Source organism: Chryseobacterium panacisoli, from assembly GCF_008274625.1.
GTDB classification, from domain to species: domain Bacteria; phylum Bacteroidota; class Bacteroidia; order Flavobacteriales; family Weeksellaceae; genus Chryseobacterium; species Chryseobacterium panacisoli.
The window spans coordinates 243,898-268,355 of sequence record NZ_VTRU01000006.1 but is presented as its reverse complement, the minus strand read 5'-3'; the positions used below and the strand labels follow the sequence as shown (position 1 = coordinate 268,355).

Here is a 24,458-nt window from a genome sequence, read left to right as displayed (position 1 = left end):
TACCGAATCTCTCTCGTTTTTCAGTGGGGCAAAGATAACAACTTATAACAACGCAAAACAACTTTATTTAACATAAATTTTACTTTTACGTAATATTAATCCCTAATCCGCTGGAACGCAGGAACAAAAATTTTAAACAAAAATTTTTAGATTTAAATTTACATATAGTAAAACCAGCAATATTGTTATTATAAGCGATTCTTAAGGTTTAATCTCTTTATAAATAGCGCTCAAAAATTCAGCATATGATTTTTCAAGACCTATGATATCACCTGATTTAAGATTCAATCCTCCTACTCCTGAGTTATCAGGCTTTACTTTTAAAGATGAAACCTGAAAATATAAGTTATCATCATTCGCTTTTGGCTGAACTTTGATAGTAGAACCCAGAAGTTTCTTGGTTGAAATTGTATAAATTTCCCCGGGAACAACTTTTAATTTTAAAAATGATCTGGGAGAGATCATGTAATCTTTACGATTGATGCTTATTTTCTGATCTTTCTCAGAGGATGCAAATATATACATATCGCCATGCTGGGCTGTTAGCTTTTCTTTAGGTGTATAATATAAAGCAATCTTATAATTGGAAGCGTTGAATGACTGGGCTGTACCATCCACACTTTCGAAAGGTTTTAATTCAAAAGTATTGGCACCGATCTCTTTTGCCTTTTTATAAACTAAGGAAAATATAAGTGCATCATCTTTTGAAAAACCCTGAACTTCTACTTCTCCTAAATAAACGGCATCTGCAACGGCTGCTTCTTTTTTATAAAAAAATTTATCTGGGTTATCATTTGTTTTTTCAACCTTAGTGAGATAAACATTCTGTGCGTTCCACAGCTGGATACACAATACGGAAAAGATAATTGCAATATTCTTCATATATCTATTATTGTTGTGAAAGTGTATCAACACATTCTTCAAGACTGTTTTCCCAATGTTTGGGTTCTATTTTGTAAATCTCTTCTATTTTATCCAAAGACATCGTGCTTCTTACAGGTCTTTTGGCAGGCGTTGGATACTGTTCGGTTGTTAATGGATTCAATTTTACTGAAGATTTTGAAAATTCAGCAATTTTTTTTGCGAATTCAAACCATGTTGTCTCAGGATAGTTTGAGAAGTGAAATACTCCATAGGTTTTATGGTGAGCTTTAATGATCTCCATGATTGCTTCTGCCAGATCATTTGCATTGGTTGGCTGCCCGAACTGATCAGCAACAATTCCCAATTCTTTTTTCTGGGAGAACAGGTTAAGCATCGTTTTCACAAAATTCTTATTGAACTCTGAGTACAACCATGAGGTTCTCAGGATAATTGTTTTAGGATTAATTTCCAGAGCAAGTTCTTCTCCTTTTCTTTTTGATTCTCCATATACTCCTATCGGATTGGTAAAATCGTCTTCAGCGTATGGAAGGTTTGTAGTTCCATCAAAAACGTAGTCTGTAGAAACATGAATCAGGGTAGATTTGAAATCTGCACAAGCCTGGGCAAGATGAGCTACCCCGTAAGCATTTACCGCAAAAGCTTTTTCTTTTTCAGTTTCAGCCAGATCTACCGCTGTGTATGCTGAGGCATTAATGCAGTAATCAGGTTTGTTATCATAAAAGAAGTCATTTACCTGGTCTTCATTGGTAACATCAAGAGTGGATGAGTCTGTAAATAAGAATTCATACTGATGTTCAAAATCCGGAGCTATTTTTCTAATGCAGTTTCCCAATTGTCCGTTGCTTCCTATTACTGCTATTTTTTTCATTTATATATTATTAATTTTTAAGTTGGAATTTTCAATAAGATGGGCAGATTAAGAATTTTTTGCATTCTGACTTCTTAAAAACTTCACTCTTGACTGGAAGTCTTTCTGAATCAAATCTACATAAAACTTGTCGAAAATTTCTTTGACATCTTCGGGATGAACTTCAGATTTTCTTGTTTTAACATTGAAATAAATAACAGTTACCCAAAGTACGGCATGAATTGTCTTTTCATCTAAGCTTTTCATCAGGATTTCTACTTTTGCAGTTCTATCCTGTACATCGATGGTTTTGCTGCTGATTACTACCTGCGTGTTATATCTTACTTCTTTTAAATAGGCTATTTCATTTTGAATGGCAATCCAGGTACAGCCGGTTTTCTTGGTATATTCTTCATAGGTAAATCCGTAGAATGTTTCCACATGATCTTCTCTTGCATTGAACATATAATCAAGATATTTTACATTATTCAAATGTCCGATCGGATCGCAGTCGCTAAATCTAACTTTTACCGTAGTTGATACTTCTTTTTCCATTCCGCAAAAATAAAAAAACCACCTCTAATAGAGATGGTTAGTTTTATAAATCTTTGTTAATTTGCTGAAATTATTGAACTCCAAGTTCTTTCTTTACAGCTGCAGTAGCATCTGGTCCTGCTTTATAAAGGAATGCAGTTGAATTAGCATCCATAATATAGTCATATCCGTTAGCTTTAGCTACTTTTTCTACTGCATCGTTCAGTTTTTTCTCAACTGGACCGAAAGCCAAATCCTGCTTAGCTTGTAGATCTTTTTGAGCTTTGTCCTGCATCTGCTGGATTTCTTCAGCTAATTTCTTCATTTCAGCTTCTCTTGCTGCGTTTTCGTCAGCTGTCTTTTTCGGAGCTTCTGTTTGATATTGCTGATATTTAGTTTGAGCTGCGTCAGCTTTTTTCTTAATCTCAGCTTGTTTAGTATCTAAGAATGTTTTAAGATCAGCATCTGCTTTCTTTTTCTCCGGCATAGCGTTAAGAACTCCCATTACATCTAAAGTAGCAATTTTTTGAGCTTTTGCCATACCTACAGATACAACCATCATTACTGCTGCAAATAATACACTTAATTTTTTCATAACTGGTAAATAAATAATTTAATTTGTTTTTAGATTTTAAAATATAGCAAAAGTTAATTTTTAAAACTTATTTTTTGCCTTTGCTATTTGTTTTTTCCTTCTTATCTGTTCCTTTCAACAAAACAGACAATACTTTCTCGGTGTAATCATATTTTGACTGAAGGAAAATAACACTAATGTTATTGCTTTTATCAAGAACTATGCCCAATCCATTTTTTTCGGACATTGTTTTGATGGCTCCCCAGATCTGGTCCTGAAAAGGCAAAACAAGGTTTGTTCTCAGTTTTGTAATTTCACCGTTAGCTCCAAAACGTAAGCTAGTAGTCGTTTTAATATTTTTATCTAGGTCTACAACTTCTTTTTCTCTCAATTTAAGCTGATCACCTATCAATAATACTTTTTCACTTTCAAAAGCAGCTTTTTTTCTTTCATATTCAGATTGAAGGCTTTGAAGTTCTGACTCCCAGGTATCGATCTGAGAATTCAGTCTTGCTTCAGCTTCTTTATACTGAGGTAATTTATTTAAAATTTCGTTGGTATCCACTACTCCTATTTTCTGGGCATTGCTGAATCCAAAAAGCAATAGTAATGCGAACGTGAAAATTATTTTAAAGTGCTTCATATTTGTAATTATAATGTTTGGTTCATCAAGAAGTGGTTTCTCCATCCGGACTTATCTCCTGATAATGTCTTATCAAGACCTAGTGCGAAGTCGAATCCGATCAATCCAAATGCTCCCATATAAACTCTTACTCCGATTCCGACTGATCTTTTCAATTGGAATGGGCTGTAAGAACTCCATGAGTTCCACACGTTACCACCTTCAGCGAATGTCAGTGCATAGATTTTCGCAGTCTGGCTCATTGAGATCGGGTATCTCAGTTCCAAAGTAAATCTGTTATAGATTGTACCACCACCTGTCTGTGTAATATCATCTGCCTGGCCCCCTTCTGTACTGGCATTTTCATATCCTCTTAAAGGAATCAATTCTCTACCGTCATATCTACCTCCGAAAAGACCTGTACCTCCCATATAGAATCTTTCAAATGGCGGAGCTCCCAGTTTACTGTTATACCCGTCCATGAATCCCATTTCTGCAGAAGATCTTAAGACAAGCTTTCCAACAATTTCATTGTATACATCTGCCTTGAATTTGATCTTATAGAATTCCATCCACTTATACTTGTCAATAGCTGACATTGTGGAATAATCTTTCTTTTTAAACAATGAGTATGGAGGTGTCAGTTTTGCTGAAAGCTCAATATTGGATCCCATTGTCGGGAAGATTGGATCGATACCTGCAGAGTTTCTGCTCAGGCCTAAGTTGACACTGAAGTTATTAGCTGAACCATAACTCTCTGTAGTATTTCCAAACTGGAAAGGATAGTTATTGAAGTCATACTTCTGGAACTGTAATCCTGTATACAGAGAAAAATAATCATCCGGCCAGTTCAATAGTCTGTTTAAACCAGCTGAAGCGGAGAAGATATTAAGCTTCTGAGCTGCTCCATATTGATCCGTATATCTTACTCTGGAGTTGTTCAAACTTACAGAAAGGGCTGTTGCTCTTGTACCAAATAACCATGGTTCTGTAAATGATACCCCATAATTCTGGAAGTACTGTCCTGCCTGCACCTGAATAGAGAACGTTTGTCCGTCTCCCTGAGGCACTGGCTTGAAGTCTTTAAATTTAAGGAAGTTCTTTAATGAGAAGTTATTAAAAGTTAATCCTAAAGTACCAATGAAGCTGTTACCACCGTAACCTGCCTGCAGCTGTACCTGAGAAGATCCTTTTTCTACAAGCTTCCAGTTAATATCAACCGTATTATCTACCTGATTGGGTTGAATGTCCTGTCCGATCTGCTGAGGGTCAAAGAATGACATCCCTGCTAAATCGAAATATGTTCTTTTAATTTCTGTTTTCTTAAATAGCTCTCCCGGTTTTGTTCTCAGGGCTCTAAGAATTACGTGGTCATGGGTTGTAGTATTCCCCTGCCATGTTACTTTATTCCAGGTAGCCTGCTCACCTTCATTAATTCTAACCTCAAGGTTTACGGCATCTCCTGATACTGATTTTTCAACAGGTGTAACATTGGAGAAAAGGTAACCGTTGTTCATATAAACAGATTTGATATCTGAATCATCTTCTTTACCTCCATCTTCTCCAACTTTTTTGTTGAATCCTACTGCATCGTAAATATCTCCTTTTTTATATCCTAATAATCTCTGTAAATATTCTGTAGCGTAAACCGTATTCCCCGTGAACGTAACGTCCCCGATATAATATTTTTTACCCTCATTTAGTTTTACATTGATTTCGTAGTTATTTCTTTTATTTCTCCACACAGAATCAGAAACGATTTTTGCATCTCTATATCCCAGGGAGTTATAATAACTGATAAGCCCTTGCTTATCTTCCTGATATTTATCTTCAATGAATTTTGAGGATTTCAAAATACCACCAATACCGAAACGCTTTTGTTTTGTTTCTTTGAAGGCCTTATTTCTAAGCTTTCTATCGGTTACATTCTCGTTTCCTTCAAATTCAATATGATCAATCTTAATTCTTTTTCCCTTTTCTACATTGATCGTCCAGTCTACTAAAGCAGGATCTCCTGCGTTTACTTTATCCTGAATGCTGATTTTGGCATCTGCAAAACCTTTTTTAATATAATCTTTAGGGACATTTGTTTTAAGGCTAGAAACTAAGTTTTGAGTAATCTTGGTTCCTGGCTTAAGGTTGTTATCCTTTGCCAGCTTTTCACTTTTAGATTTACCAATTCCTTTTCCTGCGAATTTCACTTCTCCAAGTTCTTTCAGATCCTGCAGGTGAAATTTCAGAACGATTGTCTGTCCTTCAATGCTTTGAACGTAAACCTCCACTTCAGAAAAAGATTGAGTATCCCAAAGTTTTTTAACAGCATTGCTGATTTTCTGTCCTGGAATGTCTACGCTTTCTCCTTTAGTAAGACCTGTAAATCTTAAGATCTGAGCTGGTGTATATTTTTTTACCCCATCTACAACGATGTCTTTAAGTGTATAAGTGCCTGCCTCATTTTCTGCATGAACAGCATTATTTACTTTTGTGCTGTCTTGTGGAGTTACTTGTCCATAAAAATGTGCAGAAGCAGCAAACATAATGATGGGTAATAGTCTAAACTTCATTTTATCGAGTCTTTCTTTTCTTAAATTTTATTGGCCTTTTACTTGCTCACCGGTTAACCCGTATCTTCTTTCCTTGTTTTGATAATCTACAATACATTGAAAGAAAATATCTTTGGTAAAATCCGGCCACAGAACATTTAAAAACTGTAGTTCTGCATAAGCGATCTGCCAAAGCAGGAAATTACTTATTCTTATTTCACCGCTGGTCCTGATCAGTAAGTCTACAGGAGGAAAATCTTTTGTATAAAGATAGCTTTCAAATAAACTTTCATTAATATTTTCTATCTCTACTTTTCCTTCTTTTACATCAGAACTTATATTTTTAACGGCTTCCAGTATTTCATTTTGTGAGCCATAGCTTATAGCCAATACAAGGTTTCCTTTTGTGTTTTCTTTTGTGAGCTCTACCACACGTTCTAACTGCTCTTTTACTAATGGGGGCAGTTTTTCAAGGTTCCCTATCACATGCATTCTCAATCCCTTGCTGAAGATTTCTTCTGCTTCAAGCAGTAATGTTTCTACCAACAGATTCATAAGGGTATTCACTTCTTCGGTTGGACGGCTCCAATTTTCTGAAGAGAATGTATAAAGTGTTAAGTAAGGGATATTAATCTCATTACAGGCATTAATAGCATTTCTTACTGCATTAATGGCATTTTTGTGACCGAAAGTTCTTTCTTCGCCACGAGATTTTGCCCATCTTCCATTACCATCCATAATGATGGCTACGTGCTTTGGTAAATTCTCAGAATTTATTTTTTCTTTAATCAACGACATATTATTCACAATAACATGGAGGTCTTCCAAACGAATAGGTGAGTCCTAAGCTAAATGTATTCATCCAGTCTTTAGATCTGCTATCTCCAATATTTCTCTTATTAATAAATTCTGCTTCTCTTTCTTTAGAAACCGCATAATAATTTCCTGACTGCAATAATGAACCACCTGTTGCAGGGTCCAGAATATCAGCATTAAAAGAAGTTTTTACATCTTCGGAAAGAATCTTGCTATGATCCAACTGATCCGTCAATGTATATCTGAATGTAGCTTCAGCAAATATTGCCCAAGAGTGGTTGAATTTATACTTCAAACCAACCCCGAAAGGAATATGCATCGTTACTTTTTTCCCTAGTGAATATTCTGTTTTCGTGGTAAAGTCCAATTCATTGATCGGAGCCTGCGCCACCCCATCTGCATCTCTTCTGAAATCATTCACGAGATTTGCTTTAGGAGCATCAAACATCAAAGCACCAACACCTCCGAAGATATAAGGGCTTAGCATGCTGATCTGCTCATTATTTACCGGGAAAAAGTTATACTCAAACATTAAACTCGCCTCATACACGTTATTTTTTCCGTATGAGTTTCTATTTCTTCTGTAATCTTCTTTCGCAGCTTTATCACTAAACTGAATCTGGTTGTATCCTAAATCCAATCTAACGGTCTGATGCGGGTTAAAATTAAATCTATATAACAAACCTCCATAAAATGGGATGCCCCAATCTGACACTCTGTTTAAATCCAACGGCTTCTGTAAAATATAATTTGTCCTTCCTACATCTCCCACTAGGTTACTCATACCTAGACGAACTCCCAATTCGTTTCTTTGTGCTTTAACACTTACCACTCCAAGGAAGGCAAGGAAGCTAAACAATAATTTTTTATTCATAAAAGAATATGGATTTATGGTTATTTTAAAATTTAATTTTTGCAAATATAAAACATTTTTATATTAATGATAATCTTAATGTTTAGTTAAAAATAAACAAAAAAACATAATTTGTTATAAAGTAAACGGCAAAGTGGCAAAAATATTCTTTTTTTCATAGAATGAAAATACATTAAATATGAAAAAACCCCCATTAAATGAGGGTTTAATGCTTTATTTTTTATTAAATAATACCTGTACTTTATTTCTGATTCTTATCAGTAATGGCTCTTTATAATTTTTATCCTCATCAAAATATCCGTAACCATAGCCATATCCGTAGCCATAACCGTAACCGTAGCCTTGTTTAGTATTATAATCATTATAAACAAGTCCCAAATTATCAATCTCATCATTATGATACTTATCCGTAATCATTTTCAGCATATATTTTTCTGTATATTCATGACGCACAACATAAATATTGGCATCAGAATGTTTCATAAGCTCATATGAATCTGCCACTAATCCTACCGGTGGTGAATCTATAATAATGAAATCATATTTTTCTTTCAGTTCTTCTATAAATCTAATATTTCTCTGGCTCATTAAAAGCTCAGAAGGGTTGGGCGGGATAGGTCCTGAAGTGGCAACATCCAGATTTGGAATTTTAGTTTTGTTGACAATCTGATCAATTCCTACTTCCCCGGTCAGGTAATTTGAAATACCATATTTATTATCAATCTTGAAGTCTCCGAAGATTTTTGGCTTTCTAAGGTCCATTCCCAATAGGATTGTTTTCTTATCTCCTAATCCAATTACAGATGCCAGATTAATGGAAATATAAGTTTTTCCTTCTCCTCCGATGGATGATGTGATTAATATGACCTTTCCTTTTTGATCTTCATTATCCATCAAAAATCTCATATTGGCTCTTATTCCCCTGAAAGCTTCTGACACGGATGATTTTGGCTGTTCAAGAACAGTAAGCATGTTTTCATTGTTGTTATTTCCGATAACCCCAAGAAGCGGAATTTTCGTAGCACTTAAGAGTTCTTTGATATTTCGGATCTTGTTGTCAAACACTTCTCCAATCAGTATAAATAATAGAGGAAGAAGCAACATTCCTGAAATAATGCCCATTTTTGCCAATTTAACATTAGGCCCAATTGGTCTTTGTCCCAAATTTTTAGCCGGGTCAATGACTGTTATATCAGATTGATTGGTCGCCATTCTCATCTGGGTATCACTCTGTCTGCCCAAAAGACTGTTATAAGTAGCTTCAATCATATTATAGCCTCTCTCCGCATCCAGATATCTTCTTTCTTTTTCAGGATAAGTCGCTAAATCAGAATTGGCACCAGCCATTTCACGATCTATCTTATTAATTTCTTCATAATATCTGTTATAATAGCTTCTCAAACTATTGGATGACCCCATTCTTGCTTCATCAATAAGCCTGTTGATTTCTCTCATAGGCTCCGATGACGGCTTATAAATAGTGGCCATTTCTGCTCTTTTGATATATAAAGCTTTAAGTTCAGAAACCGTTGCTGTGAACACACCATCTTCAAAACCTGCTGCATTTGTTCCGATCATCTTATCAAAATTCTGAGACTGAAGTGTGTTTTTGATAGTATTCAGAGAACTGATTTTGCTGATGATATCAGCTTTTTTCGCTTCAAGTTCTTTTATTTTTTCGAGAGATTTTTCATCTCTGTCTTTAATATTATAGAGTTTTTCTGAAGTTTTTAAGTAATTAAGCACATTGGCGCTAGAATCAAGCTTTTTACGGATATTCCCAAGATTTTCTTTTAAAAAGATATCTGTATTCTTGTTAACGATATTCTTATCAGCAAGTCTCTTTTTCTGTAGCTCTGCAACAGATTTATTCAGAAAATTCACTGTACTGTTAAGGTTGTATCCTTTTTTAGTAATAATCATAATAGACCTGATTTCTTTATCAAAGTCTACTCCTGTAGTAGAAACAATTTCATCTACACTCTGGTTTACTGAGTTCAGCTTTATAATAATATTATCCAGCTTAATTTTGGTAGCAACAGGATTTTGAAGCAGCCTGAATCTGAGGTTGGGCGAATTATACCACTCGTTAATTTTGATGGTTTTATCTGCTGGCCTGCTGTAAGGGTTAATATCCTGGAATCCCTCTACTTCATAGTTATATAAGTTGGTTGATTCTCCTTCTTCAGGCAAAATCACTTCATACGCTCCATTGCCTTTCGGGATCAGCGTAATTGGATAATTGATCTGCTGAAGGTGGTTTTTATCAATCTGAAGAAAAACGGGTGAATCATCTTTGTCCAGGAAAGTAGATTTTATAAGTCCTTTGGTAGAATAGTTTACAAAAAGATCCAATTCTTTCACCAAAAATTCGTTGTGAGATCTGGATAAAAGCATTTTCTTCAAATAAAGCCCATCCTGATTTCCTGTATCTCCCCAAATGAAGTTAATAGATTGGTTAGACTGAGTTGGCAGAAATTCTGAAGCTTTACTGGAGGTACTTAATGATAAGTCTGATGCATAAATATTTTGCGCATAATATTTACTGTATACCCACGCTATGGCATAACCAATGATAAACATCAGTACAAACCAGTACCAGTTTTTAAGAATCCTTCTTAAAAAGTGCTCTAAATCAAATAATGCAAATGTCCCGGATTTATCTTTTTGAGAATTATTCTTCTCTGCAGTGTTTACTCTTTCTGGAATCATGGCTAAAGATTTTTAAGGAGTAAATAAATAGATAACGCCGTAGTAATTACAGAAACTCCTGTAGTTAAAGTCTGGATAGGGTCTTTTCCGAATCCATTCAAGCTTTTCGCTCTTGTATTCAGATAGATTTCATCTCCGTTCTGCACATAATAATAAGGAGAGTTCATTAGGTCTTCGCGGGTAAGATCTATTTTCGCTATTTTAATTCCTTCCGGAAGTTTTCTGTGGATAACGACTTCTCTTTTATCAATAGTTCTGTTCAATCCACCATTAATGGCTAATGCCTCAGTAATGGTAAGCGTGTTCTTGTGGGCCACTTTTTCGCCTGAAAGTCCTGTAGTTTCCACATCACCAAGAATATAATAGGTAATACCGTCTGTATTCAGTCGTACTTCAGATTTACCTTCCTGAAAATTTTCATTTACTTTATCCTGTATTTCTTTTGTAATATCGTCAAGAGTTCTTCCTTCAGCTTTTACATATCCTATTCCGAACACATTGATATCACCATTGGAGTCCACCTTCAGTCCGTTAAAATAAAAATTCATATTTCCGCCTCGGCCTCCACCAGAATTAGCACTTACCACACCTCCTACACTACCACCTCCTGATATGGCAGAACTTGTTACCCCTCCGCCGGAAAGTCCGCCGGAAGTATTGTAAGAGGAATAAAACTGTGCTGCATCTCCTTTGGGAGTCGTCACAATATTAAGATTGAGGATGTCATTTTTGGTAATCCTGTACACGGGAATATTGTACGGGATAAGACCTTCTTCGTTAATGACAAGACTTTCACTTGGCTGCAAGTACCTCACATCTTTTGTTGTGATACATGAGGTAACTAAAAAAGGGAATATTAAAAATAAATATTTAAAATTCTTCATCATATTTGAATATTGTTTACAAAAGTAATATTTAATTGTTAATTTTTGTTATTTCTTAATCGATATAGCAAATCTGGCAGGTAAGCTCCGAAAAATCCTAACGAAATAATCACCAATAATAACAGATTGACATCAATATGTCTTAAATAATAAGCAACTCCCACAATCATCAGATAGTAAAGAATGATATAAAAAGTAGATCTTCTGTGGGTAAGATTTAGCTTCAACAGCTTATGGTGAATATGGTTTTTGTCAGCATCAAATGGTGACTTCTTATTGTAAAGCCTTATAAATATTACATTTAATGTATCTACGATCGGAAGAATCAGGATCGCTACAGCTACTACAGGAGCTGACTGAAGGTGATACCTTGGTACATCTACCAGGTTTTTATCAATAAAAATATCTATGAAACAAATGGAAGTAAAGGCCAGTAAAAAGCCAAGCAGCATGGATCCGGTATCTCCCATAAATATTTTACGGGTACGATAGTTGGACAGATTATAATACAGGAAAGCCAATACCGTCCCAATGATAACCACAGATAGTACTACCAGCGGATAATTATATTCTCCCAATCTGTAATAGCTTATTCCAAATAAAGCACTGCAGATGACAGAATAACCGCCCGCCAACCCATCTATCCCATCGATCAGGTTGAAAGCATTGATCAGAATGATAAAGGTGATAATACTGAACACTACACTTACAAAATACTCCAGTTCATACACACCCAATATTCCAAATAAGCTTCTTATTCTAATATCTGAACCAATAACCACGAGTGAAGACACTACAATTTGTGCAACAAGTTTCTTATAAGCCCTCATCACCACAATATCATCCATTACCCCTACATACAGCAGGATAATCAACGAGGCAAATAAAAATTTGTAGAGGTCAAACAGCTCATAGGCAAAAATAGAAGCACAGATTCCAATTGAATAGAAAATGGCAATTCCGCCAAGGTTAGGAATTTCTCTAAGATGCGAACTTCTTATCCCAGGCTCATCCATCAGATTCTTCCTTCTTGAGATCTTGACGATAGTAGGAATAGAGAAAAAGGTAATTAAAAAGGCGAATACGAAACCAAGTCCTATTTTTACATAGAAAATAGGTATTCCCGATCCGCTTAAGAACAATTCAAAATTTTTCATTCTTTCTTATTCAGCACTTGTATCTCTCAATAAAAACTCATAATGTAGAACTTATAAAGAACTTCATCATTATTTTTCTATTGCTCGAAACAATAGCACGTACATTTGTGTTTATTAAATTAACTTTCTTATCAATCTTTTCTGTCCTCCAAAAAATAACAGATAAAAAATTTTTTTCTTCAAGGGCAAAGATAAAAGATAATTCTTACCAAAACGACTATACTTCAATATATCTTGAATTTTTATTTGTCTTTCCTTCATAAAAAGGACCAATTGCTCAGACATACTATAAAATATTTCTTCTTTTTTCACAAAGGCCAGATAAGCCAGAAATGAGTAGACTCCTTCAAAAATCTGAAAGTTTTTTAATTCCTCCTTTTTGTGAGAATATTGAGATTCATGGAATACATTTTCTACATCGGCCACTGCTTTCAGCATATCAATTCCTTTTTCCGTATGCGTTTTCGTAATAGAATCGGTACGTTCAAGATACTGATAATGGAAATTCTGAGTCTGAGCAATAGTATCACATTCCAGCAAAAGCTGTGGAATCAGCTGAATATCTTCAAAATGGACTCCTTTTTTAAATCTTCTTTGATTAAAAAGTTCTTTTCTGAACAGCTTATTGCAGGCAAAATAACTGATATCCGAAAACACTGAAAAATTATTTCCAAGGGCAATTTTCTCTGCCATATTAGGAAGCTGAGTCAGTTTTTGGGTAACCTTTCCTCCTTCATCAACTTTCTGAATATTACAGATCACCATTTTCGCCTGATGCTTTTCTCCTAAAAGAAACATTTCTTCAAACATTGTTTCGGAAACATAATCATCACTGTCTACAAAACCTATATAATCTCCTGCAGCTCTGTCTAGCCCAAAATTACGGGCATCACTTAAACCTCCGTTTTCTTTGGTAAAAGCCTTTATTTTTTCCGGATACCTTTGTGCATATTCTTCAATAATTTTTCCGGAATTATCTTTACTTCCATCATTCACTACAAGAATCTCAATATTGGAGAGACTTTGGTTCACCAAAGAATCAAGGCATTTTGTCAGATAATTTTCGACATTATACACAGGAACAATAATGGATACTTTTGGGGGAACATTTGCCATACATTAAATTTTCGTCAGTCTTGCATTCAGCCAGCCTTTTTTAGCTTCATCAAAATCTTTCCTGGAACACGGAATGCAGTTCTCTATATTTTCATCATCGCCAAAATACCACAAATTACTGAAAGTATCACGCTTGAATGCATATTGTCTGTCATCTATCAAAACATAGAACAGTTCATAATGTCTTTCTTTCGGATGGGAATGCTGTATATTGATTCCTTCAATCAGATACCATAACATTTGTGCCAAAAGCTGGTGGTTCAGCTGGTTTTCCGAATAAATATTATAATTAAAAATCCCTACAGACTTCAAATTTTCACTCAATCCGATTTCTTTCATGTAGGCACAAATCTCTCTTCTGTTGAGTCCATTTACCTGTGGGTTCATAGAGAAAGGTTCGCTGAAGCTTTCCACAGCATCACAATTTACGGTCACCAGGTCTGCTTTTCTGAAAAAAGGCTCTGTTTTTTCTGTAGAATTCATCATTTCAGCAAGACGGATGATGTCAAACTCTACTTCTTTGATCAATCTCACAGAATCCATCTCATTCAAATGCTTCTGGTATCCTAAATGGTGGTAATTTTTAATGGAAAAATTCTTGGCTCCGAAAATTTTACCCAAGAAAGTATGTTCATTGATTGTTTCACCCTGTTGAAGGGAAATAATATTACTGATCTGGGTATAATTGATATTTTTCTGATGAAAATTCAAAGCAGAAAATAGTGAGAAAGCAAAGTCATTGGATCCACCTACAATCACCGGAATTGCTCTTTTGTAATGACATGCCGACAGCACTTCCTGCAAAATATAATGGGTATCCTGAACAGATTTTCCAGACACCAGATCCCCGAGATCTACAATGGGAATTTCAAAATCCATCTGAGAAAGTTTATAAAACTCGTTCCTCACTGCGGTAAAATCCTGTACTTCTGCATCTCCGCCCACACCTCTGTAATCAGATACAAACAAAAGAACAATACTGTCTTCTTTGATATCTTTTGTAATCCGATTTCCTATCTGCCAGCTTTCTGTTTTGAAATTTCTTGGTGAAATGATAAAGTCTTCGAAATCCATATTTTAATTTGAATGTAATAATTGATTAATTGCTTGATATAACAAACATACAAAAAACATGGGAACTGAGCAGGACATGTTCTTTTTGTTCATAAAAAAAGCCATTACCATCTGTTCACCAACCTTATCAAAGTTTTAAATTTCGACAAGATTTTCAATTTTCTACAGGCTTCACTTCAAATTTTATATTTTAAAATATCAAAAAACAAATCCGCCTCATACACTGCATGAGGCGGACTTTCTTATTGTGATTCGTATGTTAACTGATTAGCATTTTCCGAATGACTGACTGATAATCGTTATTCCACCGATGATAATAGTAACTCTGATTCCTGTTGGAATTCCCCATGTAGTACATATAGACAAACAAGCCTGGCCAGCTGTTCCATTAGGAATACTTAATGGTATACTGAAACAGTACTTCCCAAAACCTAATGGTAAGTTGATACAAACTTTGTTGTTCTCAACAGTAATTGATATACACTCTGCTGTAACAAGAAGATAACCTGCGCTGGCGTTGGCAAGGCTTAAGTCTGCGTCTGCATCTGATGAACGACGATTTGCCTGACTGTCTTCGTGTGATCTTTTTGCCGCTTCTAATGCGTGCGAGATAGCTTCTTTACTAAAATTAAATTCTGACATGATTTTATAGTTTTGTTTTCTTACTCGTATGGCTTTTCAGAATCCGCCTCGTTTTTAAAGTGGTTTCTGAGCTCCACCGTCTGTAATATTACGATGTAAAACTATTGAATTAAAACACTGAATATCATAGTCTTAGTACTGAATTTTTTATTTGCGTATTTATACTTAGAGCTAAGTAATCATCGTCATCCGCAAATGTTAAATCCCAATATTGGGAAATTTATCAACTGTTATTATGTGTAGTTTTATTTGATTACCAATGAAAAGCACAATCCATAGAACCTATATCATCACTTGGCAGCAAACTTTATAAAAGCAAAAAAGCACAGACCAAAATCTGTGCTTTCCTATTTTATTAAAATTTATTTATTTTTTAGCTACTGGTTTTTTAGCTGCAGGCTTTTTCGCTGTTGTAGTAGCCTTTTTAGTTGTAGATGCTTTCTTAGCTGCAGGTTTTTTCTTTTCTGCAAAAGCTTTAGGATCCTGGTCTGTAATCCATTTTTTAACCTCATCTAAAGAAAGCCCTTTTAACTCATCTGCTTCATATTTTGTATCGTCTGCTTTCTTCGGAATTTTAAACATTGCTTTTCCGAATTTGATGAAAGGTCCCCATCTTCCGTTTTCAATGGAAATTTTTTCTTTTTCCCACTGCTGGATATATCGGTTGGCTTCTTTTTCAAGCTTAGCATCAATTAACTCATTGATATCGCTTTGAGAAAGATTTTCAAAGTCATATTTTTTTGGAACATTTACGAAAATAGCTTTGTATTTGATAAATGGTCCGAAACGTCCTGTTCCTTTCGTTACTGGCTCACCTTTATAAGTTGCAATAGGAGCATCAGCAATTTTCTTTTCATTGATGATTTCTTCTGCACGTTTCTGATCTACAGAAAGAGGATCTTCTCCCTTCGGAATGCTGATATAAGTTTCTCCCCATTTCACATAAGGTCCAAATCTACCAACCCCTACAGAAACCGGCTGTCCGTCAACTTCACTTAAATCGAAAGGTAGTTTGAATAATTCCAGTGCTTCTTCAAAAGTAATGGTTGCAATATTCTGACCTGTCATTAATGAAGCAAAAATCGGTTTCTCTTCATCATCAGTTTCTCCAATCTGGATCATTGCTCCAAATCTTCCGATTCTTGCATGAACATTTTTACCAGTCTTCGGATCTACTCCTAACAGCCTGTCTCCGGTTGCACGGTCTGCGTTTTCTTCTACGTCTTCGATTCTCGGGTGGAATTTTGAGTAGAAATTCGTCATCATTTCCTTCCATTTCTGGTCTCCGCTTGCAATTTCGTCAAAGCTTTCTTCTACTCTTGCTGTGAAACCGTAGTCAAGGATTTCTCTGAAGTTATCTGTCAGGAAATCATTTACCACTTCACCTATATCTGTAGGAATGAATTTATTTTTATCACCTCCGAATTTCTCTTCAAGAACTACTTTTTTGATCTTATCTTTTGCTAAAGACATCTTGATCACTTCGCGTGTATGCGGCTCAATTTCTCTCTTATCCACATATTCTCTGTTCTGAATCGTCTGAATCGTCGGAGCATAGGTAGATGGTCTTCCAATCCCTAATTCTTCAAGCTTTCTCACCAAACCGGCTTCAGTATATCTTGCACTTGGTCTTGTGAATTTTTCAGTAGCGGTAATTGTTTTATAGTTCAACACCTCTCCTACACTTACTTTTGGAAGTAATTTATCGTTGTTCTCCTCATCTTCATCTTCTGTCTTCACAATACCGTAAGCTTTCAGGAAACCGTCGAATATAATTACTTCTCCCTGTGCTTCAAAATGATGGGGTAATGATACGTTCCCTATTTCGATCACAGTCTTTTCAATTTTGGCATTGGCCATCTGAGAAGCCAGTGTCCTTCTGTATATGAGTTGGTATAGCTTATTCAGCTGCACATCTCCTATGCTTTTCACTCCAAAATCCGTAGGACGGATTGCTTCGTGAGCCTCCTGTGCAGAAGCAGATTTTGTAGTATAATTTCTTGGAGAAGAATATTCTGCTCCGTATTCTGATGTAATTTGTTTTTTTGCTCCTTCAATCGCTTCCTGAGAAAGGTTTACGGAGTCTGTTCTCATATAGGTAATGTACCCTTCTTCATACAGCCTTTGTGCCAGACGCATAGTATTGGTTACATTATATCCAAGTCTTGAGGAAGCCTCCTGTTGCAATGTGGAAGTTGTAAATGGAGCTGAAGCGGAACGTGTACCCGGCTTGGTTTCAACATTCAGAACTTTAAATTCTGTAGTTTTTGCCTGCTCAAGGAATTTTTCTGCATCTACTTCTTTTTCGAAGTCTTTTTTCAGTTTGGCAGCTATTTCCTGCTCTGTTTTATTTAGAAAGATTCCGTCAAGTTTAAAACTCGCTTTTGGTGTAAACTCACGGATTTCTTTTTCTCTTTCAACGATTAATCGTACTGCTACAGATTGTACTCTTCCTGCAGATAATCCCGGTTTCACTTTTTTCCATAAAACGGGTGACATTTCAAAACCTACAATTCTGTCCAGCACTCTTCTTGCCTGCTGGGCGTTTACTAAATTCTGATCTATATCTCTCGGATTGTCGATTGCTTTTAGAATGGCGTTTTTGGTAATCTCATGGAAAACAATTCTTTTTCTGTTTTCGGGCTTCAATTTCAGCTCATCCGCCAGATGCCATGCAATAGCTTCTCCTTCGCGGTCCTCATCGGAAGCGAGCCATACCATATCTGCTTTCTTTACTGCAGCCTTTAATTCGGTTACCAATTTCTTCTTGTCTGCGGAAACTTCGTAATCAGGACTGAATGTAGTAAGGTCTATCCCCATCCCTTTTTTAGGAAGGTCCCGGATATGCCCGAAACTGGATTTCACTTCAAAATCCTTTCCTAAATATTTTTGAATAGTTTTTGCTTTTGCCGGGGACTCTACGATTACTAAATTTTTCGACATTCTAACTAAAAATTTTTGCAAAAGTAAAGCTTTTTTATTATATACTTTTTGTAAACCGGGTTTAATTTAACAATCAAGATGGTTTGCACCCCTTTTCAGTGCCCATTTTTTAAAGATTCAAAGCCTTTGTAGTGTAGGTTTTAGAGTGTTATATAGTTATCAACATTCATGATATAGAATTTTTCATCAACCATCATAGATGTAAAAGATATGCTTATATGCAAAAAGCAGAACAAGAGATCTCATCCTGCTTTTTAAATCCTCTTTCCGGGAATTTATCGCTTTATAATTTTGACCACTGCTTCCGAATTATTTATTCTTATCAAATACACACCTGCATTCAAGGAAGACAGGTCTGTTTGATTATTTATAAACTGCCCAGACTTCACAAGCTGGCCCAAGGCATTAAAAATCTGGTAATGATATTCTTTATTTTCTGTAGCCTTAATGTAGAGAACATTAGAAACCGGACTTGGATATAATGAAATCTTATTATCCGCCAATTTAAATTCTGCATTAGCTGTACTTAATGTTGAGCCACTAGGGGGTACTGTGGTTCTGGAAGCAGGTCCTTCTTCATTACCGTTCGCATCATATTCTATTTTCACGCATCGGCATCCGGCACCAAAATAGGGATCATTATTATCATGAAAAACCATTATCCTATTGGTAGTAGAGGCAGCATCAAAAAGCACATTAACCGATCTTCCCAAATAATTTGAATTTAAAGCCGCCGTCCACACAGCAGGATATTGAAAATTGAGAACATTAAAGGTTCCCTGTGCTGTCTGATTGGCAACCACGCTTCTGAAACCTCTTGACCCGGAATCAGGGTAGTTTCCTAAAGGATATGCAGGATTATTAAAGATATATCCTACGGTGGCATTGGCAGAGTTTCTCACTCGGGTTCCTAAATAATCAGTAGCAATACTATATGACGTGGCTATATTTTTATCTTTTTTGTACCAGGGAGTCTGCCCGAAATCGCTGCCTGAAACCAAAGCAACATTCATCAGATCGGGAATTCGCCAGCCTTCCGGGCAAGGATCGAAGGGAGATTTCTCTCCTCCTCTTCCCCATCTGTCAGGAGCCAGATTAGGTTCTGTTGCCAGCCAGTCAGTTCCGTTGGTATAGTTGGGTGTTGCACTGTTATATGGAGCAAACGTACTTGGAATCATATATACCAAAGGGTTTTTAACGGAATAAGACAGTATCTTGGAAATCTTATCTACCGGCTTGTCTGTACTCTGTATATTAGATGCAGCAGCATAGACACTGTAAGGAACGATATAACTGCCGGAAAGATTGTTATAATCAGCCGGAGTAAGTGCGGCATAGGAAACGGTGCCATTGGCAGCAGCAGTTCCTAAAGAAATATTGTAGAAACTTCTGTTATCTGCATTTTGGAATACAGGAATAGGATCTTTTCTTCCCCATTGATAATGCAGCCCTGTAGAAGCTCGTATCTTCAACAGCTCTTCGGAGGTGGGAGCAAGAGGATTCGCAACATTAGGAAAAGCATGTGCTGCCCCAAGATTACGATCCATGAAAGTGGTCTGCAATACCACATCTGCTTTATTCACATAATTCACGTAATTTGTTACTGCTTCCGGTGGTTCTGTGGTATAGGTATAAGATTGTATCGGAGTATCTGTAACCCAGATATGCCAGCTCCAATATACCGGAGATGATATACTACCGTTATGTAAGGTTACTACAGCATTTCCACTCTGGTCAGGAACTATTTCTACAACTATCTTCGAATTAATAATACCCTGCAGTGAAGAAGGGGATGGGTTTACTACTGAAATTTTACTGATCAGACCGGTATTCGTAGTCCAGAGAACATTTCCTTTTAAATTATTAAAATTGGAAGGGTTTAATATTTCGGAATTATTCAACAATTGACTTTGTACTGAAAATGCTTTACTCACCGGAATTTCAATGACAGCAGCGGTTCCGCTTTTAACAATCTGATAGGTATTCGGATTATCAATTCCTTCTTTATATTCTGTAGCTGCAGGCAGATATTCTGTAGGAAAATCATAATCATTGACGAGATATAAAGGGTCTTTTATACATCTGCATCCGTTAGCATCTGAGGTGTACATTACTGACATAGGAAAGTAGTAATAACGCCCTTTGATATTGGGATAATTAGCATCCGGAATATCAGGCTGTGTCTTATCGGGAATCATAGAAAGCCCTCTAACCGTAACAGCCGGAGAAGCATCGAACTGCCGGGCCATAGTAGCCGTCCACAATGCAATATGATGCTGATCACTATACTGTCCCAAATGGGCTCCTCTGATAAGCTGCCCATTTCCGGGAAAGATTCCCATATTATATCCTCCAACTGCTGAAAGATCAAAACCAAGATTAGGATATACCTTAAATCCTGTCATAAATGCTGGAATTCCTGCATTAGTAGGTTTTATAATATGGTATTTATTGGTCTCAAAAACATTTTTTGCCATATTGGTTTTTACGCCGAAAGGTGAAAAGTCTATTCTGATATCATCAATATAAGATCCGGAGGCAAGATTTGCTACCAGCATAGAGGGTATTCGCCATCCGTTGGGACATGGATCATAAGGAGATTTATCCCGATAAGGTTTTGCTTTGTCATCAGTATTGTAAGCAGCTTCTATTTTTCCCTGTGCATTATCGGACCAAAGATTAAGCTCAGAAAGCCGGTTAGTAGGCAAGGTTGTAGATTTTCCAAACCAATTGACAGGCAGATTGACATTATTGTTGTAGTAAGCCTGGCCGGAATTGTCCTCTTTATTGACATAGATAAGACTCAATGGATTTTTTACAGAAAGTCTTAAGTTATTGGTAACTTCTGCACCAGAAAGTAAAACGAATTTTCTAAGATCATCAATACTTACAGCATTGGTCATATTTTTCGCTCCTCTATGTCTGACTCTTCCTATGGATCCCGAAGCTTCATAGAAATCATTTCCCCTGGTGACTAATGGCGGAATTGGATCTTTTCTTCCCCACTGGTAAAGAAGTCCTATACTTTTGTTCCAGTCTGAGGCAGTGATGGAGCTTGTAAGTGCGCCCAGATTCCTGTCCATCCATCTCCAATCTGTGTCCGGAATCACTTCAGTTGTACCATCTGACTTCATCCTTTTAATGGTATTGAAGCTTCGATAAGTTGTTCCGTTTGTAGGATCATCAGTAACCCAGATATGCCAGCTCCAATAGATTTCTCCATTTACCTTGAAAACCACCACGGCATTTCCTTTTTTTGTTTTGTTGATGGGAACTTTGATTTTAGCATCCTGCCCTGTCCCTATTATTTCGAGAGCATAATTGACCCCAGATTTTATCAGACCGTGAGTATCTTCCCACAGCACATCCGCGGTCACTGTTCCCACCGGAATACCATTCCCGTTCAGGTAGCCGCCTCCTTCCCACATCGCATATGCTTTCTTTACAGGGACCAGCAAACCACCACTATTCTGGCTGGGATCAAAGATGTAGCTGTTAGGTGCTTTTTTCCAATCAGGAACTAAGAATTTTGTCCATTCACGCACTGGCCTGGTGAGTGAGTCTATATGGTGAATACTCAATATATCATGCTCAACTGAGGGAAGACGTCCTCTGACATTACCTTTAGAACAAATTCCCAACGATATCAGGCAGATCGCTGCCGCTAATTTTCCAACTAACCTTTTCATATCTTATGGATTTGAGTGTCATTACAGAAATACAATTTTTAAGCCCACATCAACAAAAATAAATTTATTTTATAAATAATTATAAAATATTTAAATTATGTTATTGATAATTTAATTAAAAATCCTATAAATAGTACAAATCCAAACGGTCACTCAATAAAAAAAGACAGCTAAAAAGCTGCCTTTATATTTTTTACTTCCAAAACACTATGGAAGGATATGATTTTTGTAACGCTCTATTGAAAATCGTCCCGCCTTGATATTATTAAAGAGGGAGAAGACAACAAAATTGAAGACAACGAGTGAAATAATAAATGCATAAATCATGTTCTTGGTCCTCGCAGAAACAACATACATGGCATTCGGAATAATGATATACGAAAATCCAATGAATGCTCCTGCAAGCCTCGATGAGAAGATAGGGTTATTTCTAAAGATAAAATACATACAAATCCCAATCACAGCATAGTTTCTATGATATTCATAATAAGGGTAAAGCTCCTTCATCTTAGTATCAAAAACAAAAAGGAAGAAGGTCAGAATCGCCATCATCACCTCCGGGATCCCGACACCACCATTCAATCGCTGTACTGTTTCATCCATATATCCGTTAAAACCTTCTACGAGGGTGCTATTCGATGCCATCCCGTCTAAGAAACCGCCAAAACTTCTGTAGATTTCAAACGGAGACAAAAATACAGAGCCTATGATCATAATCAGCATCACTGTTTTATTCAGTGGAACACGGGCCAGCCAGTACATTGGCAGGAATAAATAACAGACACTATGAATACCTGACCCTATAAATATGAAAAACAAGTAATGCCAGAATTTCCGTTCTTTGATATACCGTATTGCAAAGTAAACGATAAAGGTTCCCAGGTTTTGTCTGATCTGCCCACTTTCTCCGATAAAAAAGTTGGGGATAAACATAAAAAGGGTAAAGGTAAATGGATAGAATGTATTGTCTTCTGTATATTCTACTTTAAAGATCATCGCAAAAATAGCAATGACCAGAGTCAACATATAAAAAGGGGCGTTAAAAAAGTTAAGAAGTATTTTATTAATCAATGTAAACAGCCACTCTACATCCAGATTTTCAGACCCTTCCATATGAAGCATCTTCATAAAGATACTATAATAGCTTTTGGTATCAGAGTAAATATATATGCCTTTGTAACTTCCGTAGTCAGGGCCTACCTCATTTCTAAGCCCGACAATTATGATGAAATAAACAGCAAGGAACCAGAACCATTTTTTATCAACCTTTTTTCCATACACTTCCTGAATACTGAAGAACAGCATATAGACAATTGCAATAATATAATATGGATGTAGTAAACTCATGCTAAATCTCTGATGTTTTTTTAAACTGATGATATGCCGTGATAATTCCGGTCAGAATTAAAGGCAGAAAAAGCCTCACCTCCCAAAAAAGCCCGACTAAAGTGATCATGATAAGATAAGGAATTGAAAAGAAAAAATATTTTCCAAAAACATTCCTGTTTTCTTCATCAGTACAAAGCCTGTATATAAAGTAAATCACGATAATAGCAAAGATCAATCCCGCAAGATTGAAAGGACTGGAAAAGTTCCTGTTGATATAAAAACCTTCTACAAATGTAGTTTCATCCTGAACAAGCAATGCTCTTAATCCCAGATAAGGAACAAGAAAAGCGATAACCAGAGGTAGTATTTTCCAGATCACCTGATAATTTCCTTTTTTCAATTCGGCAATATTGAAAAATACAGCGGCAAAAAAAGCGATATTCAGGCAGGCAGTCTCTCTTACCAATGTAGAGATTCCGATAAGACCAATGAGAATAAAAAAGAAGATATTTTTCCCGGTATCTAAATATTTCAATGTTAAAAATACACCGGCCAGATAGCAGAAAAGTGCAAGAGTATCACAATTTGTTGGTGCATACTGAGTGATAACGATGAAAAAAACAGATAGAAGATGGATAATTCTTCTTGCATTAAGATTGAGCAGAAGACCCGTAGACTTCAATTTAAATACAGCATTTAAGATCAGGGAACACCCAATAAAAAACAAACTATTCATCAGGAAGAGCCCATGATAGAACGGCGTTCCGTTTTTGGACAAAAAATCTTTAAAGAAAGAAAAAGGACCATTGATAAGATCATACATCAGATCTGTCATCTGCACACTCAGATAATTGGGAATCACCCTGTAAGCGTATACCGAGGAAAATAAGAAGTCGGGAGTTGTTTCTGATGTCTTCAGTCTTGTGTAGGAAGATTCAAATCCATAATAAGACATGGCAAACAGCAGAAGCGGAAGTACTATTACAAATAGAAATCCGTTTATTTTTTCATCATTTCTTTTCAACATATCTAAAACAGATTCTTATTTTTTAATAATAATTGTGATTTAAAATACATTTTTTTAAAGGGGAACTTTTGCAAAAGTAGAATATTTTTTCATTCTTCCTAGAATATTTTATTGATTTTCAGTCAAAACTTATCTCTAACTATTTTGAACTAATGCTTAAAAAATTAAATTTGCAGACTTGATTCACATG

18 protein-coding genes are annotated in these 24,458 nt (G+C 36.1%); all 18 read right to left on the bottom strand.

Translation table 11 applies throughout. The annotated features are described in order from the left end of the window. Nucleotides 1-201: 201 nt before the first annotated feature. On the bottom strand, nt 202-882 hold the full coding sequence (locus tag FW781_RS20195; protein ID WP_149389070.1) for a hypothetical protein: 681 nt from the start codon (nt 880-882) through the stop codon (nt 202-204). Nucleotides 883-889: 7 nt separating this feature from the next. Next, nucleotides 890-1,753, bottom strand: coding sequence for a dTDP-4-dehydrorhamnose reductase (rfbD, locus tag FW781_RS20190; protein WP_149389069.1), 864 nt, complete (start codon nt 1,751-1,753; stop codon nt 890-892). 48 nt (nt 1,754-1,801) lie between these two features. Continuing rightward, nucleotides 1,802-2,287 carry an acyl-CoA thioesterase gene (locus tag FW781_RS20185; RefSeq protein ID WP_047377420.1) on the bottom strand — a complete coding sequence of 162 codons (486 nt, stop codon included), beginning with the start codon at nt 2,285-2,287 and terminating at the stop codon, nt 1,802-1,804. A 70-nt stretch (nt 2,288-2,357) separates the two neighbouring features. Continuing rightward, the gene (locus FW781_RS20180) at nt 2,358-2,861 is read right to left on the bottom strand and encodes an OmpH family outer membrane protein (protein ID WP_149389068.1); all 504 of its coding nucleotides are present in this window, start codon (nt 2,859-2,861) and stop codon (nt 2,358-2,360) included. A 67-nt stretch (nt 2,862-2,928) separates the two neighbouring features. Next, nucleotides 2,929-3,483 carry an OmpH family outer membrane protein gene (locus tag FW781_RS20175; protein ID WP_047381939.1) on the bottom strand — a complete coding sequence of 185 codons (555 nt, stop codon included), beginning with the start codon at nt 3,481-3,483 and terminating at the stop codon, nt 2,929-2,931. Between the two features lie 8 nt (nt 3,484-3,491). After that, on the bottom strand, nt 3,492-6,026 hold the full coding sequence (locus tag FW781_RS20170) for a BamA/OMP85 family outer membrane protein (RefSeq protein WP_149389067.1): 2,535 nt from the start codon (nt 6,024-6,026) through the stop codon (nt 3,492-3,494). A 27-nt stretch (nt 6,027-6,053) separates the two neighbouring features. After that, nucleotides 6,054-6,803, bottom strand: coding sequence for an isoprenyl transferase (locus tag FW781_RS20165; protein WP_149389066.1), 750 nt, complete (start codon nt 6,801-6,803; stop codon nt 6,054-6,056). 1 nt (nt 6,804) lies between these two features. Beyond that, on the bottom strand, nt 6,805-7,695 hold the full coding sequence (porG, locus tag FW781_RS20160) for a type IX secretion system protein PorG (protein WP_149389065.1): 891 nt from the start codon (nt 7,693-7,695) through the stop codon (nt 6,805-6,807). Between the two features lie 213 nt (nt 7,696-7,908). Continuing rightward, nucleotides 7,909-10,407, bottom strand: a complete 2,499-nt coding sequence (locus tag FW781_RS20155) for an exopolysaccharide transport family protein (RefSeq protein ID WP_149389064.1) — start codon at nt 10,405-10,407, stop codon at nt 7,909-7,911. 2 nt (nt 10,408-10,409) lie between these two features. Continuing rightward, nucleotides 10,410-11,291 carry a polysaccharide biosynthesis/export family protein gene (locus FW781_RS20150; RefSeq protein WP_394349736.1) on the bottom strand — a complete coding sequence of 294 codons (882 nt, stop codon included), beginning with the start codon at nt 11,289-11,291 and terminating at the stop codon, nt 10,410-10,412. 38 nt (nt 11,292-11,329) lie between these two features. Beyond that, on the bottom strand, nt 11,330-12,448 hold the full coding sequence (locus tag FW781_RS20145; protein ID WP_149389062.1) for a glycosyltransferase family 4 protein: 1,119 nt from the start codon (nt 12,446-12,448) through the stop codon (nt 11,330-11,332). A gap of 114 nt (nt 12,449-12,562) precedes the next feature. Next, a complete protein-coding gene (locus tag FW781_RS20140; protein WP_149389061.1) occupies nt 12,563-13,564 on the bottom strand; it encodes a glycosyltransferase family 2 protein in 1,002 nt (333 codons plus the stop codon). 3 nt (nt 13,565-13,567) lie between these two features. Further along, nucleotides 13,568-14,638, bottom strand: coding sequence for a formimidoylglutamase (locus FW781_RS20135; protein WP_149389060.1), 1,071 nt, complete (start codon nt 14,636-14,638; stop codon nt 13,568-13,570). A gap of 267 nt (nt 14,639-14,905) precedes the next feature. After that, on the bottom strand, nt 14,906-15,280 hold the full coding sequence (locus FW781_RS20130; RefSeq protein ID WP_149389059.1) for a hypothetical protein: 375 nt from the start codon (nt 15,278-15,280) through the stop codon (nt 14,906-14,908). Between the two features lie 366 nt (nt 15,281-15,646). After that, nucleotides 15,647-18,223: a type I DNA topoisomerase gene (topA, locus tag FW781_RS20125; RefSeq protein WP_149389058.1), complete on the bottom strand. Its 2,577-nt coding sequence runs from the start codon at nt 18,221-18,223 to the stop codon at nt 15,647-15,649. Between the two features lie 275 nt (nt 18,224-18,498). Then, nucleotides 18,499-21,912: a T9SS type A sorting domain-containing protein gene (locus FW781_RS20120; protein WP_149389057.1), complete on the bottom strand. Its 3,414-nt coding sequence runs from the start codon at nt 21,910-21,912 to the stop codon at nt 18,499-18,501. Nucleotides 21,913-22,119: 207 nt separating this feature from the next. After that, on the bottom strand, nt 22,120-23,259 hold the full coding sequence (locus FW781_RS20115; RefSeq protein WP_228720245.1) for an EpsG family protein: 1,140 nt from the start codon (nt 23,257-23,259) through the stop codon (nt 22,120-22,122). 1 nt (nt 23,260) lies between these two features. Continuing rightward, nucleotides 23,261-24,268 (bottom strand): hypothetical protein, encoded by a 1,008-nt coding sequence (locus FW781_RS20110; RefSeq protein WP_149389056.1) that lies wholly within the window; start codon nt 24,266-24,268, stop codon nt 23,261-23,263. Between the last annotated feature and the right edge of the window lie 190 nt (nt 24,269-24,458).

Coding starts and splice junctions, on each gene's coding strand:
- FW781_RS20150 (WP_394349736.1), bottom strand. CDS start 11,291: ATGAAGAATTTTAAATATTTATTTTTAATATTCCCTTTTTTAGTTACC.
- FW781_RS20110 (WP_149389056.1), bottom strand. CDS start 24,268: ATGTTGAAAAGAAATGATGAAAAAATAAACGGATTTCTATTTGTAATA.
- FW781_RS20180 (WP_149389068.1), bottom strand. CDS start 2,861: ATGAAAAAATTAAGTGTATTATTTGCAGCAGTAATGATGGTTGTATCT.
- porG (WP_149389065.1), bottom strand. CDS start 7,695: ATGAATAAAAAATTATTGTTTAGCTTCCTTGCCTTCCTTGGAGTGGTA.
- FW781_RS20140 (WP_149389061.1), bottom strand. CDS start 13,564: ATGGCAAATGTTCCCCCAAAAGTATCCATTATTGTTCCTGTGTATAAT.
- FW781_RS20130 (WP_149389059.1), bottom strand. CDS start 15,280: ATGTCAGAATTTAATTTTAGTAAAGAAGCTATCTCGCACGCATTAGAA.
- FW781_RS20145 (WP_149389062.1), bottom strand. CDS start 12,448: ATGAAAAATTTTGAATTGTTCTTAAGCGGATCGGGAATACCTATTTTC.
- FW781_RS20165 (WP_149389066.1), bottom strand. CDS start 6,803: ATGTCGTTGATTAAAGAAAAAATAAATTCTGAGAATTTACCAAAGCAC.
- FW781_RS20185 (WP_047377420.1), bottom strand. CDS start 2,287: ATGGAAAAAGAAGTATCAACTACGGTAAAAGTTAGATTTAGCGACTGC.
- FW781_RS20170 (WP_149389067.1), bottom strand. CDS start 6,026: ATGAAGTTTAGACTATTACCCATCATTATGTTTGCTGCTTCTGCACAT.
- FW781_RS20195 (WP_149389070.1), bottom strand. CDS start 882: ATGAAGAATATTGCAATTATCTTTTCCGTATTGTGTATCCAGCTGTGG.
- FW781_RS20135 (WP_149389060.1), bottom strand. CDS start 14,638: ATGGATTTCGAAGACTTTATCATTTCACCAAGAAATTTCAAAACAGAA.
- rfbD (WP_149389069.1), bottom strand. CDS start 1,753: ATGAAAAAAATAGCAGTAATAGGAAGCAACGGACAATTGGGAAACTGC.
- FW781_RS20155 (WP_149389064.1), bottom strand. CDS start 10,407: ATGATTCCAGAAAGAGTAAACACTGCAGAGAAGAATAATTCTCAAAAA.
- FW781_RS20115 (WP_228720245.1), bottom strand. CDS start 23,259: ATGAGTTTACTACATCCATATTATATTATTGCAATTGTCTATATGCTG.
- topA (WP_149389058.1), bottom strand. CDS start 18,223: ATGTCGAAAAATTTAGTAATCGTAGAGTCCCCGGCAAAAGCAAAAACT.
- FW781_RS20120 (WP_149389057.1), bottom strand. CDS start 21,912: ATGAAAAGGTTAGTTGGAAAATTAGCGGCAGCGATCTGCCTGATATCG.
- FW781_RS20175 (WP_047381939.1), bottom strand. CDS start 3,483: ATGAAGCACTTTAAAATAATTTTCACGTTCGCATTACTATTGCTTTTT.